The 18,914-nt window shown below is 57.4% G+C and carries 11 protein-coding genes and 1 pseudogene; 6 read left to right on the forward strand and 6 right to left on the reverse strand.

Going from position 1 to position 18,914, the window contains the following annotated elements:
- The first annotated feature begins 11 nt into the window (after nt 1–11).
- The 6 genes and pseudogenes from PQR40_RS36930 to PQR40_RS36955 form a co-directional block, all read left to right on the forward strand.
- Nucleotides 12–5,828 (forward strand): beta strand repeat-containing protein, encoded by a 5,817-nt coding sequence (locus PQR40_RS36930; protein ID WP_408511112.1) that lies wholly within the window; start codon nt 12–14, stop codon nt 5,826–5,828.
- A 133-nt stretch (nt 5,829–5,961) separates the two neighbouring features.
- Nucleotides 5,962–8,085, forward strand: a complete 2,124-nt coding sequence (locus PQR40_RS36935) for a type I secretion system permease/ATPase (protein ID WP_408511113.1) — start codon at nt 5,962–5,964, stop codon at nt 8,083–8,085.
- The gene (locus PQR40_RS36940) at nt 8,085–9,518 is read left to right on the forward strand and encodes an HlyD family type I secretion periplasmic adaptor subunit (RefSeq protein WP_408511114.1); all 1,434 of its coding nucleotides are present in this window, start codon (nt 8,085–8,087) and stop codon (nt 9,516–9,518) included. The genes PQR40_RS36935 and PQR40_RS36940 overlap by 1 nt, the downstream gene beginning before the upstream one ends.
- Nucleotides 9,519–9,603: 85 nt before the next feature.
- Nucleotides 9,604–11,046: a TolC family protein gene (locus PQR40_RS36945; protein WP_408511115.1), complete on the forward strand. Its 1,443-nt coding sequence runs from the start codon at nt 9,604–9,606 to the stop codon at nt 11,044–11,046.
- A 173-nt stretch (nt 11,047–11,219) separates the two neighbouring features.
- Nucleotides 11,220–12,380 carry a glycosyltransferase gene (locus PQR40_RS36950; RefSeq protein WP_408511116.1) on the forward strand — a complete coding sequence of 387 codons (1,161 nt, stop codon included), beginning with the start codon at nt 11,220–11,222 and terminating at the stop codon, nt 12,378–12,380.
- A 273-nt stretch (nt 12,381–12,653) separates the two neighbouring features.
- Nucleotides 12,654–13,490, forward strand: a pseudogene (locus PQR40_RS36955) (IS256 family transposase); the annotation flags it as partial.
- Between the two features lie 305 nt (nt 13,491–13,795).
- On the opposite strand, the gene PQR40_RS36960 reads toward PQR40_RS36955, so the two are convergent.
- The 6 genes from PQR40_RS36960 to PQR40_RS36985 all read right to left on the reverse strand — a co-directional run.
- A complete protein-coding gene (locus PQR40_RS36960) occupies nt 13,796–14,560 on the reverse strand; it encodes a helix-turn-helix domain-containing protein (RefSeq protein WP_408511117.1) in 765 nt (254 codons plus the stop codon).
- Between the two features lie 139 nt (nt 14,561–14,699).
- Nucleotides 14,700–15,707 carry a 2-dehydropantoate 2-reductase gene (locus PQR40_RS36965; RefSeq protein ID WP_408511118.1) on the reverse strand — a complete coding sequence of 336 codons (1,008 nt, stop codon included), beginning with the start codon at nt 15,705–15,707 and terminating at the stop codon, nt 14,700–14,702.
- Nucleotides 15,704–16,537, reverse strand: coding sequence for a class II aldolase/adducin family protein (locus PQR40_RS36970; protein ID WP_408511119.1), 834 nt, complete (start codon nt 16,535–16,537; stop codon nt 15,704–15,706). The genes PQR40_RS36965 and PQR40_RS36970 overlap by 4 nt, the downstream gene beginning before the upstream one ends.
- 92 nt (nt 16,538–16,629) lie before the next feature.
- Nucleotides 16,630–17,601 carry a DODA-type extradiol aromatic ring-opening family dioxygenase gene (locus PQR40_RS36975; protein ID WP_408511120.1) on the reverse strand — a complete coding sequence of 324 codons (972 nt, stop codon included), beginning with the start codon at nt 17,599–17,601 and terminating at the stop codon, nt 16,630–16,632.
- Nucleotides 17,598–18,578, reverse strand: a complete 981-nt coding sequence (locus PQR40_RS36980; protein ID WP_408511121.1) for a fumarylacetoacetate hydrolase family protein — start codon at nt 18,576–18,578, stop codon at nt 17,598–17,600. Before PQR40_RS36980 ends, PQR40_RS36975 begins: the two co-directional genes overlap by 4 nt.
- A gap of 272 nt (nt 18,579–18,850) precedes the next feature.
- The coding region (locus PQR40_RS36985; protein WP_408511122.1) for a DUF3400 domain-containing protein at nt 18,851–18,914 on the reverse strand (64 nt) is incomplete at its 5' end.

Below are 18,914 nucleotides of genomic sequence, written 5' to 3' on the forward strand. Positions count from 1 at the left end.
AGGGAAAACAAATGCCAACTTTGACAGTTAATATTGCCGCAATGGGGACGATTCTTAATACGGGAAAACCTTCAATCAGTGGTCATATGTGGTATGTCGTGACAGACGATTCCGGTGTGCAGCATCAGTACGGCTTCGCTCCCATAAGTGAATTTTCTTCCAACGGCCCAGGCAAAGTATATTCTGACGACAACAGCACTTATGGCACACCGGCTTTTACCCGGAGCGTCACGATTTCTGATAGCCAGGCGCAAGCATTGGAAGATTTCGGCGCAAACACGCCCGGGTTTAGCTCTAACTACAATGTTTTGACAAATAATTGCGTTACCTTTACTTGGGCGGCGCTAGCCACCATCGGGATAAGCAATCCGCTCGTTATTGATCCAACAGGGGCTGCCACTCTTCCGATATTCGACCAAGACGACGTCAGAATAGCGTTGAGCGCGTTTGAGTTTGCGAACGGGCAGTCTGCAGGTAATCCTCAAAGCGAGGTTGACGAGGGAAGCTGGAATGGTGGATGGACCGTGGGGATGGGGGATCCGTTCCGCAGTGAGGTCTATCACTCCGCTCAGCTTTCAACCAGCGAGCGCATTACTGTGAACGACGACGGGTCATACGATTTATCAGAACTCGATCCGGTATCCAATGCTATCGTCGTTACTGCCCACGTCTCTCCGAATGGCAACTACAAGGTCACCATCGATTGTGGCAAATTGGTAAATGCATCTGCGCAATTCAACCTGCCAGAGTGGGCGACTGTTGGCGTAGACCTCTACACGTCGGCGGATCGTGGGGTTTTTGACGACGGAACGCCAGACCCCGGTAGCCCAGCTGGCATAACTACAGATATCAGGGGTAGCCTCGAACCTTACCAGGGCGCCATCATCGTCATCCAGAAGACCGGCAATTTAATTACGGTTACGGAAACCTTCCCAGGCTTACGCAGAATCATTGAGAACTTCACTGCGGACGGCCAACCCATTGACGCGCGCTCATTTGACCAGAATGGGCGTGAGATCTTCTATCTCAAGGCCGGCTCAGGCGTTGACACGACCCGCTACATAACTGATGACCCACAGGCGGACGTCGGTGTTTCGCCATATGGCTCTCGTCAGGTATACGGCGACTACCGTTGGTTCTTTTCCAGTAGCCCAGATAACCCTCCAGAATTCAGCCTTCCCGTTCCAACGCTTCCGATCGCGCAGAACGACAATTCAAGCGGCCTCATCGCCAGCGGCCACGTTTATGAGCAAGGGCAAGTTTACCAGGAAGGGGATGGAACACTTGATGTCCCGACAGGCGGCGGGGGTGCCGGCACTCCTCTGCAACTTGGCGGTAGTTTTACTCCGTCTGGTATGCAGCTTCGGGTCGCTGCAGCCAATGCGGCAATCGTCGTGACTGACGGACGCCCGGGGGACGCCATCACGATCGAACTTGGGTCTGGCGATATCGCGGGAATATCCGGAGTCCGATTTGCCGACGGTACCATTTGGTCGATCGCCGACATGCTCCAGGCAATCGCGACTCAGAATCAGGATGTGACGCAGCTTGTCGGCACTTCTGGTTCTGACACCCTCACCGCCACTGCAGGCCAGACCTACATGTTTGGTGGTGGCGGCAACGATATCTTTAACGTAGTCGCGGGAAACGGGAAGGTGGAGATCGACGAGCAGGACAGTGCTCAGAACCGCAGCAACAACCTGCAAGTTACTGGAGTTATCCTTGCGGCGCTGTCCGTCACGGCTTCACTGGACGGCCAAAGCCTGGTCGTGAAAGACGGTGTCGCAGGTGATGAAATTGTGCTTGATCGAATGCTGATCGACCCGACTAGCGGTGTTCAGTCGCTCACATTGTCAGACGGTACCTCTCTGTCTTCAGCCCAGCTATTGCAGATGGAAATGACAGGTACGGCCGGCGATGACTTCCTGGTCGGAAATTCCGGTGCCAATGTGCTGGATGGGCACGGGGGCAATGATCTGGTTCTAGGCGGGGGAGGAAACGACACCTTTGTTTTCCAGGCAGGATATGGTCATCTTGAGATCCGGGAAACGGACCCGAATGCATCGGCTGACAACGTACTGGAGATGGGGGCCGGCATCTCGCAGTCGTCACTGACTGTATCAGCAACGGCCAACGGAACTGGGTTGGTAATCCTGGATGGTACTTCCGGGGACAGCGTTGTGCTCGACGGCGCGCTTACAAATGCGTCGAACGGCGTGCAGCAGGTTCGGTTTTCAGACGGATCATCGCTGACCGCCGCACAGCTTATCGGGATGGAGACCACCGGAACTTCCGGAGCTGACACGCTCTACGGTAGTGACCGCGCGGATCTGTTTGACGGTAAAGGGGGTAACGATCTCGAGATTGGCAACGGTGGCAACGACACATTTTCCTATCAAGCGGGGTATGGCAAGCTGGAAATATCCGAATTCGACTGGAATGATAGTGCAAACAATGTCCTGCAGCTCGGTCCGGGGATCAGCGAAGCATCGCTCGTGGTCGGACGCACTGCCGACGGTACAGGCCTTGTCCTGACTGACAGTGTCGCCGGCGATGAAATTACGATCGACAACATGCTCACCAGTTCCTTCAATGGTGTTCAGTCGGTTCGATTTTCTGACGGTTCGGTGATTTCGAGGGCCGACCTGCTGCAGATGGAGCAGACCGGGACGACGGGCAGCGACACACTCGTCGGAACAAGCGGCGCCGATCTGCTGGATGGTAAGGGCGGCAACGATATCGCCATCGGACGCGGTGGCGATGACACTTTTGTGTTCGCGGCAGGTTACGGTCAACTGGAAGTCGAGGAAAACTCTTCGAGCCCGACCGATCTTAGCACGCTCAAACTGAGCGGCATCAACGAAGCATCAATTCATATTTCGGCAACGCCGGATGGCACCGGGCTCGTTGTTTCGGATGGGGTCGACGGCGACCAGATCACCCTCGACGATATGCTTGCTGGATCGGACCAAGGAGTCGGGCAGTTCGAATTTGACGACGGGACTGTGTGGTCACGCAGCCAGATAATTCAGTTGGGAACGACCGGGACGTCGGGAGACGACACATTGTATGGGTCGCCCGGGGCGGAGCTATTGGATGGCCAGGGTGGGAACGACGTTGAAGTAGGCAATGGTGGAGGCGACACGTTCATATTTAATCAGGGGTATGGTCAGCTCGAAGTCAACGAGGTCGACGACAGCAATAGTCCGAACAACGTGTTGCAACTCGGTGCCGGCATTAACCTCGCGTCACTCATTGTCACGTCCGATGGCGTAAACATTTTTCTGGCGGATGGCGTCGATGGCGACCAGATTACCCTCGACGACATGCTTGCCGGTGCTTCGTACGGCGTACAGAAGGTGCAATTCGCGGACGGTACAACCTTGTCCCGCAGCCAGCTTGTGCAGATGGCTGCAACAGGAACGACTGGTTACGATTCTTTATACGGAACCGATGGAGCCGAGTTATTCGATGGCAAGGGCAGTTCGGACTATGAGCACGGCGGTGGTGGCGAGGACACATTTGTATTTAATCAGGGGTATGGTCAGCTTGAAATTGATGAGACGGACTATTCCGCAACCCCTGAGAACGTCCTTCAACTTGGTTCTGGCATTAGTGCGTCTTCGGTGACAGTAACGAGCTTCGACGGTGTCAACCTGGTTCTGACAGATGGTGTTGCCGGAGACAAGATCACCCTTGACAACATGTTGTACTCAAATGGCTATGGGGTGCAGCAAGTGCAGTTTGCCGATGGTACGACGTGGTCCCGCAGTCAGCTCGTCCAGATGGAAACAACCGGTACGACAGGGGACGACACTCTGTACGGCTCCTACGGACCGGACCTGATCGACGGCAGGGGCGGCAATGATTACGAGCAAGGCAATGGCGGCGGCGATACGTTCATTTTTAATCAGGGATATGGACAGCTGGACATCGCCGAATCGGACGCAGCACCGAATCCAGCGAATGTGTTGGTCTTTGGTCCCGGCATCAGCGCGTCGGCGACAACCGTCAGTGCGACCTCGGATGGAACTGGCATAGTTTTGACTGATGGCACGGCCGGCGACCAGGTTACCCTGAACCAGATGCTTGCGGGCGGGAGCGGCAGCGGAGTGCAGCAGGTACAGTTCTCGGACGGAACGACCTGGTCTCGTGGTCAGCTAATCCAGGTGGAACTCGCGGGTGCAACAACCGGCAGCGATACGCTTGCAGGTAGCACCGGCGCGGATCTCTTCGATGGTAAGGGCGGAGATGATCTCGAAATCGGAATCGGCGGTGGCGACACGTTTATCTTCAATCAAGGCTATGGGCAACTGGAGATCAATGAAGACGACCAGGGCGCGAATCCCGACAACGTCCTGCAACTAGGTTCGGGAATTAACGAATCTGACTTGACCGTCAGTGCGGGCGACTACGGCACTAACCTTGTCTTGAAGGACGGCACATCCGGAGACCAGATCACGCTGGACCGCATGCTTCTTGGAAGTGAATATGGAGTGCAGGTCGTACAGTTTGCTGATGGTGCGACGTTGTCTGCCGCCCAGCTTCTTCAGCTCGAAATGACCGGCACGAGTGGCAATGACTCGTTGTACGGTACAAGGGGCCCGGACCTGCTCGATGGGAAGGGAGGTAATGACCTCGAGGAGGGTAACGGCGGGAACGACACCTTCATATTCAATCAGGGATACGGTCAGCTCGATATTGCCGAACAGGATTTCGGACCAAACCCTCAAAACGTCCTGAAGCTGGGAGCGGGCATCACCGAATCGTCGATTACGGTTAGCGAAAGTTCACCCGTCAACATTCAAATATCGGACGGCACGCCCGGTGATCAGATCACACTCGAATACATGATCGAGGACGGCTCACACGGTGTACAGAGCATCGAATTTGCCGACGGCACGATCTGGTCGCGAGACCAAATCCTGCAGATGGCAACGACGGGCACGACGGGCAACGATAGCCTCTACGGTTCGATGGGCGCGGATGTGCTTGACGGAAAGGGCGGTAACGACTACGAAGAGGGCGACGGTGGCGGAGACACATTCATTTTCAATCCGGGCTACGGTTCGCTCGAGATCGACGAAGCCGATTACAGCGCACATCCCGCCAACGTGTTGAAGCTTGGATCTGGCATCACTACATCCGCGGTCATAGTGAGCGCTACGGCCAACGGCCAGGGACTAGTCCTGCATGACGGCACCGCCGGGGACCAGATTACGATCGATAGTATGTTGTCCGACGCTGCGTCCGGCATCCAGTCTGTGCAGTTCGCCGATGGCACCACGTGGTCGCGCCAGGAACTGATCCAGATGGAGACTACCGGTACGGCCGGCAACGATACGCTGTACGGGTCGACCGGAGACGATACATTCGATGGCCAGGGTGGCACCGACCTCGAAATCGGCCGGGGCGGAAATGATACATACGTGCTGAAGCCCGGGTACGGTGCGTTATCGATCGAGAACGGCAATTCCGCACACTGGTGGTCCTCGGGGAGCGGTGAGCTTGCGATCCAGGAAGCTGTGCCGCAGGATCTCTGGCTGCAGCGGGTCGGCAATGCTTTGCAGGTCGATTTGATGGGCTCGTCGACTTCGGCCACCATAGCGGACTGGTACGGCGATAACTACAGCCAGCTGGCCGCGATCGACGTTTCTGACGGAACGCCCGGCGGCTCCTATGCGCTCGATTCACAAGTCAGCCAACTGGTGCAGGCGATGGCAACTTTTTCGGCCAACAATCCTGGATTCGATCCAACCTCCTCAGCAAATCCGGTCATCACCGACCCGACTGTTCTCGCCGCAGTAAATACAGCCTGGCATCAATAGCTCTGGCAACCATATCCCGTCGCTCTAAAGGGCGACGGGATATCTGCCGATATTCAGTTCATCGTTTATGCACCGCATGCCAGCAGCAACCAAGACGATGACGGCCACCTGAGCTAACTGGAAGACATGATCTGTGACAGCAAGACCAGAGGAGATTACTGCCGACCCGGGGCTGGCTGCACTCGTCCTGATCGCTCGCCTCCACGGCGTGGCGGCAGATCCGGGCCAGTTGCGCCATGTGGCGGCGATGAAGACGGAGCGCTTTGGGGAGCGTGATCTGATTCTGTCAGCCCGGTTATTGGGGCTGAAGGCGCGCGTTGTCACAGTTAGCGAAACGCGGCTGACGAAGACGCCGTTACCCGCATTATTGCTCGACAGCTCCGGTCAACACTGCGTGCTGGCTGGATGTGACGCAACCCGTGCAATGGTGCTCGAGTGCGGCGCGGCGACACCGACGGTCAGCTCGCCATCGGAGGTGATAACCCGCTCGGGTGGCCGTTTGCTCCTGTTTGCCTCACGGGCATCGCTTGCGGGCGACCTGGCTAGGTTCGACTTTTCGTGGTTTATTCCCGCAGTCGTAAAGTACCGGCGTCTGCTGCTAGAGGTGCTGCTCGTTTCGCTCGTCCTGCAGGTCTTCGGACTGGTGTCACCGCTGATGTTCCAGGTCGTGATGGACAAGGTGCTGGTCAACAGGGCCTACAGCACGCTCAATGTCGTTTGCGTGGCCTTGCTGGTCAGTTCTGTGTTCGAGGTATTGCTCACTGGCCTGCGCAACTACGTCTTTTCCCACACGACCAACCGTATTGATGTTGAGCTGGGAGCTCGGCTGTTTCGTCATCTGTTGACACTACCACTCGCCTACTTCGAAGCGAGGCGCGTCGGCGACACAGTTGCCCGCGTGCGCGAACTGGAAAATATCCGCAGCTTCCTCACGGGCCAGGCGTTGACGGCCGTGATCGACCTCATCTTCTCGGTCGTTTTTCTCGGGGTGATGTGTATCTACAGCGTCTGGCTGACGTTAATCGTCGCAATCTCGCTACCGGTCTACGCTGTCGTTTCCATGATACTCAACCCGATCTTGCGGGAACGTCTGAATCACAAGTTCGCGCGCGGTGCCGATAACCAGTCATTCCTTGTCGAGGCGGTGTCGGGTGTCCAGACGGTGAAGGCGATGGCTATCGAGCCACAGTTTACCCGTCGATGGGACAACCAGCTGGCGGCATACGTCAACGCAAGTTTTCGGGTCAATTCGTTAAGCAATATAGGCCAGCAGCTTATCCAGCTGGTGGGCAAGCTTGTCACTCTGGCCACGCTGTTTTTTGGGGCGAAGCTTGTCATTGACGGCAAGCTCACAGTCGGCGAACTCGTTGCATTCAACATGATGTCCCAACGCGTCGCTGCGCCCGTGCTTCGACTTGCACAATTGTGGCAGGACTTTCAGCAGGTTGGCATCTCCATGCTCCGGCTGGGTGACATTCTGAATTCGCGAACGGAACTGCCACAAAGCAGGCAGGCGTTGCCGGCAGTCAAGGGCGACGTCAGCTTTGAAGATATCCGGTTCCGGTACCGCCCGGACGGCCAGCCGGTCCTGAACGGTGTGAATCTGACGATAAATGCCGGCGAGATTGTAGGTATTGTCGGGAGGTCTGGCTCAGGAAAGAGCACGCTGACCAAGTTGCTGCAGCGGCTTTACATTCCCGAGAATGGGCGTGTCCGCATCGATGGGATCGACCTGGCACTGGCTGACCCTGCCTGGTTACGTCGGCAGATTGGCGTCGTGCTACAGGAGAACCTGCTCTTCAATCGTTCGATTCGCGAGAACGTCGCAGTGACGGATCCCGGAGCGTCCCTGGAGGTGGTGATCCATGCGGCGAAACTTGCCGGCGCCCACGAATTCATCTCTGAGCTACCCGAAGGATATGACACGATCGTTGGCGAACACGGATCGACATTGTCCGGTGGTCAGCGGCAGCGAATCGCGATAGCCCGCGCCCTCGTAACCAACCCGCGGATCCTGATCTTTGACGAGGCGACGAGCGCGCTCGATTTCGAAACCGAAAGGGTGATCCAGAACAACATGCGCGCCATGTGTCACGGTCGTACCGTAATCATCATTGCGCATAGACTGAGCGCGGTTCGTCACGCCCATCACATTATCGCGATGGACAAGGGGCAGATTGTCGAGCACGGTAGTCACGATCAGCTAATCGGGAAGGGAGGCTATTACGCCCATCTCGTCAGCTTGCAGAACACCTGATGTCAATAACCCCTCTCCGCCTTCAGGCCGTTGGCGATCTGTGCCGTCGATATGGCGCGATCTTCCGGTCGGCATGGGTCATTCGCGACCAGCTGGATGTCCAACCGCGCACGGCGCAGGAACTGCAGTTCCTGCCAGCCAATCTTGAACTCATCGAAACCCCGTCACACCCGGCGCCTCGCTGGACGATGCGGGTTATCGTCGCGCTCGCATCCGTGATCCTGCTTATAGCCATCTTTGGAAAGCTGGACATTGTCGCGACAGCCAAAGGCAAGCTGATTCCTGGCGCCCGCGTGAAAATCATTCAGCCAGCGATTACCGGGGTCGTCCGGCAGATCATGATCCGGGACGGTCAAAGGGTCATCGAAGGACAGGCGCTGATGGTTCTCGATGCAACGCAGGCGGCTGCGGATGCGCACAAGGCTCGTTCGGCCAGGATCGACGCTGCACTGTCCGCGGCGCGCGCACGGGCGCTGCTGGACGCGAGAATGAGCGGGCGATCGTCGGCCGTTGCCGCTGTGGAAGGCGCATCACCCGAGGAGCGGGCCGAGGCCCAGCACTTCGCCGATGGACTTTACAAGGAGTACGTCGACAAGCTCGCCGCAGCCCGGGCGGAGCTTCTAAAAAGGCAGGCGGAACTGGGGACGACCCAGCAGGAGATCGCGAAATTGCGCGCAACGGCGCCTCTTGCCCGCAGCGAGGCGAACGACTACAAGACGCTTGCGCGCGACAACTACGTCGCTCAACACGACTATCTCGGAAAGGAACAGACCGCCCTCGAGCAGGAGCATGAACTCGCCGCACAGCAGAGTCACTCCCAGGAACTCGTTGCAGGTATCGCTGAGCAGCGGGCGACGATCGAACAGACGACTTCGCAATTCACGCGGGAACAGCTCGATGCGCTTGACAAGGCAAATCAGCAGTTTGCCCAGAACCGCGACGACGAAACCAAGGCCGTGACCCGGCAGGGTCTGTTGACGCTTTACGCTCCCGTGAGTGGAACCGTCCAGCAACTTTCCGTGCATACGCTGGGCGGCGTCGTCACCACGGCACAATCCCTTATGGAAGTTGTTCCTGACGATGCCGTCGAGGTCGAAGCCAGCATCGAGAATAAGGACGTCGGTTTTGTTAACGTAGGGCAGGACGCCATTGTCAAGATTGAAGCGTTCCCCTATACGCGATACGGCTACCTGACAGGCAAAGTCACCACGGTTTCAAATGATGCGGTGCAGGGCAAGGACAGGAAACTGGGACTGACGTTCACAGCGCGCATACGCCTGCCGACGAGCCAGATGCATATCAACAACAAATCGATCAATCTCACGCCTGGCATGGAAGTGACGACAGAAATCAGGACTGGGCGGCGCAGCGTCGCCGGATACTTTCTGGACCCGCTGGTCCGGACCGCAGGAGAGAGTCTGCGTGAGCGATGACCAGTGGACCCGCAGTTGTCCCCGCACACCGAGGCGCGCATTCGCACCACGCAGCTTCCAGTATCGCTCACCGCGACGATACAGCATGACGGTATGCATCGGGTTGTTGTTTTCTTCTGGTGTGTGGATGCCTCAGGAGGCGATGGGTTTTGACGTGTTCCAGACCAGTAACGCGGTTCCGGTCACGCCAGCCGGCTTACTCCTCACGGCCGGCGCCGGATCGCCCTGTGAGTTCGGTCCGTTGGGGGCGCCACTTCGTCTTGACCAGGCGGTTGACCGTGCGTTGTGCGACAACCCCAAGACGCGCGAAGCGTGGGCAAACGTGAAGGTGCAGGCAGCCGGTATAGGTGTCGCGAAGGCCGCATACCTTCCGAGTATCACGGGTACCTGGCAGGACGTGCGCGACGACTCCGTCACCGACGTGACAAACCATCCGGCACTTGGCTCGGCCAACCGGGCGACGATTCAGAGCGCATCGGTTTCGCTGAACTGGGTGTTGTACGACTTCGGCGGCAGGAAGGCCGCGCTCAGGAACGCCCAGGAATTGCTTGCTGCCGCCCGGGCCAATCAGGACGCCACATTGCAGTCAACCTTTTCTACGGTAGCGACCGACTACTATTCGGCGCAAGCGGCGGCGGGGAAGCTGGCGGCTGCGCGGGAAACCGAAGGCATTGCGCACGACAGCTTTGTCGCCGCTTCGGCTCGTGTCGGTCACGGCGTTGCAGCAATCACCGACCAGCTGCAGGCGCAGACGTCGTATGCGCAGGCTACCTTCAATCGGGCAAAGGCAGAAGGCGATCTCCAAACCGCGCTTGGGACGCTCGCGTCCGACATGAGCCTGAATCCCAGTCAACCGATCGTGGTACCGGATGTCGCCGATGGCGTGACGCCCGATAAGGAGTTCGCAGAATCGGTCGAGGAATTGATCGACGATGCGGAGCGCACGCATCCAGGCGTTGCGGCTGCGAAGGCACAGCTTGAAGCGGCGGTGGCCAAGGAGCAGCAGACGCGCGCCCAAGGATTGCCAAACATCAGCTTTGTCGCCAAGTACAGTCAGAACAATCAGCCTGCCAGTCTGGGACTGGGTGAACCACAGTTTCCCGCGACGGGGCATGACTGGTATTTCGGCGTGCAGGTGCAGATTCCATTGTTTGAAGGTTTCGGCAGGATGTATCAGATTCGCCAGGCGCACGCGCAAGTAGAGGTGCAGCAATACACGCTCGACGAAGCCCAGCAGCAGGTCGGGCTCGATGTCTGGAAGAGCTATCAGACCTTGCAGACCGACCTTCAGAATCTGCAGAACACCGCATTGCTGCTGGAAATTGCGCAGCGGTCGTTTGACGCGGCGAAGCACCGGTACGCCTCGGGCGTCGGCAATATTCTTGAGTTGCTCAACTCGCAGTCGTCGCTCGCGGACGCAAATAGGCAGCGCATACAGGCGCTGACCGACTGGCGCACGGCAAGGTTGCAACTTGCCGCGAAAATGGGCCGGCTCAGCATCGGGAGCCTGCAACTTGGCAGTCGCTAGATCAGGCAGCGAAGAGAATGCCGCACGTTTAACTGTGACGGGACGCCGCGTTGAAGATACTTTTCATCCACCAGAATCTGCCCGGCCAGTTCAGGCACCTTATCTTTCATTGCGCGCGGGATCCGGCCTGTGAGGTAGTTGCGATCGGCGAAAAGAGGCGTATCCTGGAGAATGTGAAGCGGCCCGTAGCCGGAGTGAAATTCTACGGCTACGACTTTACGCCAACGCCTCGCAATAAGGTCGCACGTGACCTGTGGACCACCGAAAACGCGGTGCGTCGTGGGCGGGCCGCGGCCGCCTGTCTGAAACAGCTTCGCGCCGACGGCTTCATCCCCGACGTGGTCTACGGTCATCCGGGGTGGGGCGAGATGCTTCACGTAAGAGACGTGTTTCCGTACGTGCACGTGATCAACTACTGCGAGTTCTATTTCAACCGCGAGGGTCAGGACTACGGGTTCGATCCGGAATTTCCAGACTCCGATCCGGACGGGTTCCGGATCCGCACAGAGAACATGACACAACTGGTGAGTCTGGTCGCAGCCGACGCCTGCATCAGTCCGACCCAGTGGCAGAAGTCCCGATACCCTGAACTGTTTCAGGAGCGTATTTCCGTCATCCACGACGGGATCGACCTCGACATCGTCAAGCCCGACCCGGGCGCTCGCATACACCTGCCGCAGAAATCGCTGACCTTGACGAAGGCCGACCAGGTCATCACGTATGTGAGCCGGAATCTGGAACCGTACCGCGGGTTTCACGTATTTATGCGTGCCTTGCCGGAAATTCAGCGACGCCTGCCGCGTGCACACGTCCTGATCGTCGGTGGCGACGATGTTTCGTACGGCAGGCCGTCAGGCGCAGGCACGTACAGGGAGAAATATCGTGCCGAGGTAGGCCCGCAACTCGACCTGTCGCGGGTTCATTTCCTCGGGCGAATCCCGTACTCAGACTATCTGAGAGTGCTGCAGATTTCGACCGCTCACGTGTATCTGACCTACCCCTTCGTGCTGTCGTGGTCGATGCTCGAGGCGATGGCCGCGGGTGCGATAGTGGTTGGCTCGAAAACCGCGCCCGTAGAGGAGGTGATTGAGGGTGGTCACAATGGATTCCTGGTCGATTTCTTTTCGCAGGCGGAACTCGTCGAGTCGATAGAGCACGTATGTGAAAGCGGTGCGGGGATGGACGAAGTACGTCACGCTTCAATAAGGACAGTTCGGGAGCGCTTCAGCCTTCGTGATGAATGCCTTCCGTGTCAGCTAGATATTTTAGGCGTCTCAACCGCCTCCGTCCGCAGGGACGGTGTCACCGAACCGGTTACTTCGGCGTTGCCGTAGACGATCGCTTTTCGGACTCGAAGCAATGAAGTCCCTGAACAGAGGTGGTGACACTTTTAATTCGCACAGGCGAGCGCATTGAAATTCCAACAGATTTGTGGGCTGGATGGCTTCGCGGAACGCAAGTGACAGTTTTACTTGCGAAATGGTGACACTTTTAATGCGGTCTACGTTTTTTGCGTCTTCGTTCTCGTCGCTTTGCTCAACCGCTGCATTGCCGCTGACGTGACGGCGTGACACCGGCGCAACAAGAAACGAATTGTTCAGGGTCGACTGGTTAGCCGTCTGAAGGCTCAGTGGGCCGATGAGCACGCCCTTTGGAATCAACGCGATCTGTCAAACGCGCGCTGGGTCTATTGGTGGGCTGACGGCATTCACACGGGGCTGCGCAGTGACGATTCGGATGGCCAGTGCTTGTTGGTCATCATCGGCGTGAAGCCGGACGGAACGAAAGAACGCGTGGCAATCGGCGACGGGTTCCGCGAGTCGAAGGATGCCTGGTGCGAGCTCTTGCTGGACCTGAAAGCGCGAGGCCTGCAAAGCGGCCCGCTGCTCGCGGCCGGAGATGGAGCAATGGGATTGTGGGCAGCATTGGCTGAAGTGTTTCCGAAGACCCGGCACCAGCGCTGCTGGTTCCACAAGACTGGAAATGTGCTCAACGCTTTGCCCAAATCACAGCATGGTCGGGCCAAAGCTGGACTGCAAGAGATTTGGCAAGCCGCCACGCGCGAAGAAGCGCTCGCGGCCTTCAACCGCTTTACTGACGCTTATTCGGCAAAGTATCCGAAGGCGACAGAGAAACTCACAAAAGACAGAGATCAACTGCTTGCCTTCTATGACTTTCCTGCCGAACACTGGCAGCACTTGCGAACGACCAATCCCATTGAGTCCACCTTTGCCACCGTTCGACATCGAACGACCCGCACGCGCAATTGCGTCTCGCGTGCGACGTTCCTGGGCCTCGCATTCAAGCTGATCGAGTCGGCGGAAAAATCGTGGCGGCGCATTCGTGCACCCGAAAAAATCGCCTCGCTGCTCGAAGGCGTCCCGTTCAAAGACGGACTACCGGTGACCGACAGCACACCGGCTCAGCAACCGCTTGCCGCCTGATCGCGCCGATTAATACGAACACCACATTTGACAATAACTCCAGTGAATACGGGAGCAACCGTTCCTGCCGCAGACGGCGAGGCTGCGAAATCGCAGTAATACGTAATGATTTCGCTTGAGGCGATGCGCAACGAATCGCCTCAAGCGCCGGTCATGGATCGAAGCCGCTCCTCCTTCTCAGCTATCTTTGACCGCCAATGTATCGTTGCTTCGAGTCGAATCGATATCTTTCATGATACAGCGTGCATGAGGCCCCCGACAACAGCACGGATTTCAAAAAGCGTATTCTCGTGTCCATTTAACGCTTATGGGAGAGTCACGTCGATGCTCCGCGCGTTCTGATAGGTCATCACGATTTCCGCCGCCGTTGACAACAGCAAAGGCACAAACGACTCGGCGCTATCGCCGTTCAACACTGCTCCAAACGTGGTGAGCGACAATGCGGCCATTAGCTCGCCTGCGACGAGAATTGGCACGGCTATAGTGGCACTGTCGCCGCGCCGCCGTGGTAGCCGGATTCCATAACCACAAGCCGATACCTGACAAACGACCTCGTCGAACATAGCAACTGTTGTACCGATACCATACTCGGGAAGAAGCTCGGCAATTAGGGCAGAGCGCACGGCCGGCGCTATGTACGCAAGGTACACATTTCCTAACGCTGAATGCAGAAGGCCATGTCGGTGCTCAAGCGTGGTTCGTACCGTGGACAACCGACTGTAGGGCATGGTGCTATGCCGAACAAGCACTTCCATCCCGTCGAGCGTGCCGACAGCCAGCGGCCAGTTGGTTTCACGCGTCACCCGAATGGTAATCGGAATACTGACTTCCACGAGCCGATCCAGCTCAGTGTACCCGTCGCTCAGTGACCAAACCTTTGCGGTCAATGAGTACGTGCCGTCGTTGGCGCGTGCATAGCCTTCATTACATAAAGTCGTGGCTAGCCGGAAAACTGTCGGCTTGGGCAATCTGGTATCCAGGTGAAGTTGATGCAATGTCGAACAGGGGCGTTTGTTTAACGCCTGTAGCAACATCAGTGCTCGCGCCACCGGTCGAATGCTTTGGTTCATACAGGTATCCCGAGGCCGTTACGTCGCTCGCAATCTGCACTGCCTGCGAAGGACTTTACCGTAGCATTCCCGCGCTGCCCCAATGTTTTATTTCCCAGGAGAGTCCCTGTCGCCCCATGTCGTACGGACCCTCCAATCATCACAGTCCGCTGTTCACTGCACGCTGCCTGACCAAGCCAAAGACAGCGTCGCAAAACGGTGTCGGTATGCCGAGCAGGCGTCCCAGTTCCGGAAACACACCAAGCAGCGGCTCAATCTCAAGCGGCCTGGATGCTTCCAGATCCTGCAGCATGGACGTTTTGAAAGCGCCGAGCTTCCGAGTAACCGCAATACGCTCCGCTGGTAACATACCCATCTTGAGGCCAAGACGCTCACCGATAGTACTGGCCTCGTCCATCAACCTTAGGACTAGGCCATGAGTCATCGGGTCATCCAGGATTCGATCAGCCGTCGATCCGGTCAACGCGCTGATAGGATTCATGTTCATGTTCCCCCACAGCTTCGCCCATATGTCCCGTCTGATCTCTCCTGCATCGGTGACATCGAATCCACCGCTGCGCAGGCTTTCAGCAAGTGCACGTGCCCGAGGCGCCTGTGCTTCACACGCAGCGCCCACGATCAGATGATTGCCCATCCCGCGCCGGACAATGGCTGGCGCCGTAGTGAATGCAGACAGATGTACGACACAGCCGATCGCCCGATCGGGCGCGAGCGAGTTTGAAACAGCTCCTCCCGGGTCGATCGCGTTGATATGGCACCCCTCCAGCGGCCCTGGAAAACCGCTCGGAAACCACCATGGCAGACCGTTCATTGCCGACAGGACAACCGTCTCCGGTCCAAGCAACGGCGCAAGGGTGTGTGCAACCGCCGGCAGGGTCTGCGCCTTCAACGCGATCACGATCGTATCCTGTACACCGATTGTCACAGCGTCATCGCTCGCCCGCAGTGCGAGGCGATCAGCGACGTCCTCATCGCCCTTCGGAGTGGTTACCGTCAATCCACGGCTGCGCAGAGTATCGAGTGTCCTGCCTCGCGCGAGCAACGTCACCTCATGCCCGGCGCGTGCCAGTGCCAACGCCAGCAGGCCGCCGATTGCTCCTGCGCCTACAATCGTTGTCTTGTTAGCCATCGAGACGGAGGCGCTCATGATCTGTAGGACGGGGCGATTTTATCGACCTGTCTCAGCAGCGCGTCGAGCACGTCCTGCCCAGCGCCATACCGCGGGTCGAACTGTAGCGAGGCCTTTGTCGATCGAATTGTTATATCTTCTGAAACGAGTCGCCTCGGCCCGAGGACAGCGGAGGCGAGCTGGACTTCGCAGGCCCGGTTCAGAGTCCATAACAGACTGAATGCTTGCGCGACCGTGGTCCCGATTGACAGCAAGCCATGGTTTCGGAGGACCAACAAGCGCCGATCACCGAGATTTGCGAGCAATCGTGGTCCCTCGTCAGCTCGCAGGGTGATCCCCTCAAACTCGTGATAAGCAACCTTGTCGTGCAACTGCGCTGAGTAGAAGTTTGAGTTTTCAAGGCCGCCCTGCGAACACGCGATCGCCAGACCAGCTGTGGTATGGGTATGCATGACACAGTGCGCGTCAGGCACGTCCCGATGGATCGTCGAATGCACCACGAACCCCGCCGGATTCACACCATAGGGCGAATCACCGACGATGTTGCCGTCGAGGTCGATCTTCACCAGATTCGAGGCCGTCACTTCCGAATAGTGAAGCCCGAAGGGATTGATGAGAAAGTACGTATCGGGACCTGGAACACGAACCGTAATATGATTGTAAATTAGTTCTGTCCATCCGAGCATTGCAAAAATGCGATATGCGCCGGCTAGTTCGACGCGTAATGACCATTCGTCGACGGTGCTCGATCGAACTGGATCAGGCGACTCCTGATCTGATGAACCCCCGATCAGATCAGCAGCACCTTCGCCCGTTTGCGGACCCCGTTGTTCCTCGACAAGCTGCATTTCGATCTCCAAAATAACGTTTCGACATAGCCGGACTACAGTGCGCTGCCACCACCCCGATTATCCGGTCAGCCGGCAACACACACAAACTATCACCCGCCAATGTTCACGCCGCCCGCGACGGCCATGCCGTAGCCAATGCCGTATTCAAGGGCAGGCACATAGATGTGCCGACGCACCGGCCTGTTTTCTATCTGATGATAGGTACTCCAGCCCGCCACCCAGGCGTTGAGTTCCATCGCGCCAATACCTGCTTCGTCAATGACCCTGTCCGTCGCCCAGTCATCGACGACCGAAAGATCCTTCCCACAGATCAAATCCATGAAGCGCTGATCGAACGCTTCGTTCAGCCGAATATCCTGCACTGTCCTCCGACCATCGATCAGCATTTCCGCACCCTCTTCGTGCATCGTCCGGAGTTTGCTGAACCACGCATCGTCTGACATCCCGCTCTGGTTTCCGGCCATCTGCCAGGCCTCGACCTCGGGCGAACCGGTTCCCAACGGTGGGTAGTAGCGCGCCGGGTGGTGCGACAAGCCGCCTGACGCGATCACAAGGACGCGTGAATCGAGGCTTCTGACTATCTCGCCAAGTGCAGCGCCCAGAAAGCGTGCGCGGCCAAACGAAAGCATGGGTGCCGCAATAGCGTTCAGAAATATGGGCATCGTCGGGTACCGATCCAGCGATCCACACAAGCGATGAACAGGCTGCGAAAACGCGTGATCCACCTTCATCCGGTGGGAAACGGCAGCGTCGAATCCGCGCGACGCCAATGCCTGAACGACGGAAAGGACTGTCTCCCGGGGGACCTGGAATTCCCCCCCGAACCCGCCTACGTCCGCCACTGCGCTCGCCTCCAGCCCCAGGCAATATGGAGGCATCAACGAGTAGTGGAAGCCGGCGAAGTGATCGGAAGCGAAGACGATTACCAGCTCGGGATTGAACATCGCCACTTCCTCGGCCGTTCGTTGGTACAAGGAAAGTATTTCCGGCTCACGTTCCGGTGCTTTCGCACGGATCATCGTAATCGGCGAATGCGATACGCAGACTAGCATCGCTGTCATGGTAGTCGCTCAACGACAGTAGTCAGCGTCCCCAGCCCGTGAATATTCACGGAAACCGGCCCCCCTAGCGTTGCAAGATCTACATTCTGAACCGCCATTCCGCCGTTTGAGCGTTTTAGCGCAGTACCCATCGAAATCACGTCACCCGGGAACAGGGTCATATAGGACGAGGCAAATTCAATGACTTGCGCAACCTTGTAGAATAGGTTCGCAGTACTGTCCTCAGTGACAAGTTTCCCCTGGTGATAGCACTCTACCGCCAGGTCGTGCGGGTCCGATATTTCGTCACGGGTGACGAGCCATGGACCGAGAGCCGAGAACGTGTCGCTGCATTTGTAGCGTCCGGGGTAGCTGACCCATGTGTCCACATATGTCACCGCACCCGGATCGCCCGCCTTCGGATGGATCGCACGGTAGTGAAATGTGTCCTCTCCGCGCATTGTTGGGGAGGTGAAATCGTTGTGAATCGTATAGCCAAAGATGTAATCCAGGGCGTCCTCTGCAGCGACATTCTTCGCCTGACGACCGATCACGACAGCAAGCTCTGGTTCTGGATGTACGCGGCCATACGCTCGGCGGATCTCGAGTGTGCCCTGATCGCCAATGAGGGCGGACGAAGGCTTCGTGAACATCGCAGGATGTTTCGGGCCCGAGATAATGCGGTCGGTATTCGCACTGTTGTTAAGCGCAAGGCAACAGATTTTGGAAGGGCGACGTACTGGTGGATAAAGTGCGACCTCCGTCCGCTCAAATAAACGGACTTTCTCAAGATCCGTTTCTATCGCAGCATGCAGTGTACGGAGCGCCGACTGGATGTTGGCGTCAGCGTCGATTAGCAACATCATGTCGGCTGGGAAATTGCTCAACGCTTCTACGCCAAATTCCCGGGCGGCATCAGTCACGTCGCAGACTCGCTCCGCATCCACCACAAAGCCGATCCTGTCACGCCCTTCCGCATGAAAACTCACCAGTTTCATTTCACTGTCTCCGTTATGTTAATCGCCACAGGCACAACCCCATGTTAGCGCACCAGGGGATTGCTTCAATGTCGATCGACCAGCATTTCACCGCGCGGAACGCAAGCTATTCGCAAGACTGCGATGCCGACGTCAGCGGGGCTGTGCCCCTTACAAGATCGTGCAACTCGATCACAATCAAAATGGATCTGTTGATCCTGACTCATCTCGGCACCTGGCCCTATCGCCGCAGCAATCCACTTGTATAACTAATTTCATAGCTCATTCAATTCTCACACCAGCACGCGCTCGATTCCGCCATTGTTCGCCCGCTGGACGTAGTCCGCCATCCAGTCT

The organism is Paraburkholderia sediminicola, assembly GCF_046026855.1.
Lineage (GTDB): Bacteria > Pseudomonadota > Gammaproteobacteria > Burkholderiales > Burkholderiaceae > Paraburkholderia > Paraburkholderia sediminicola_A.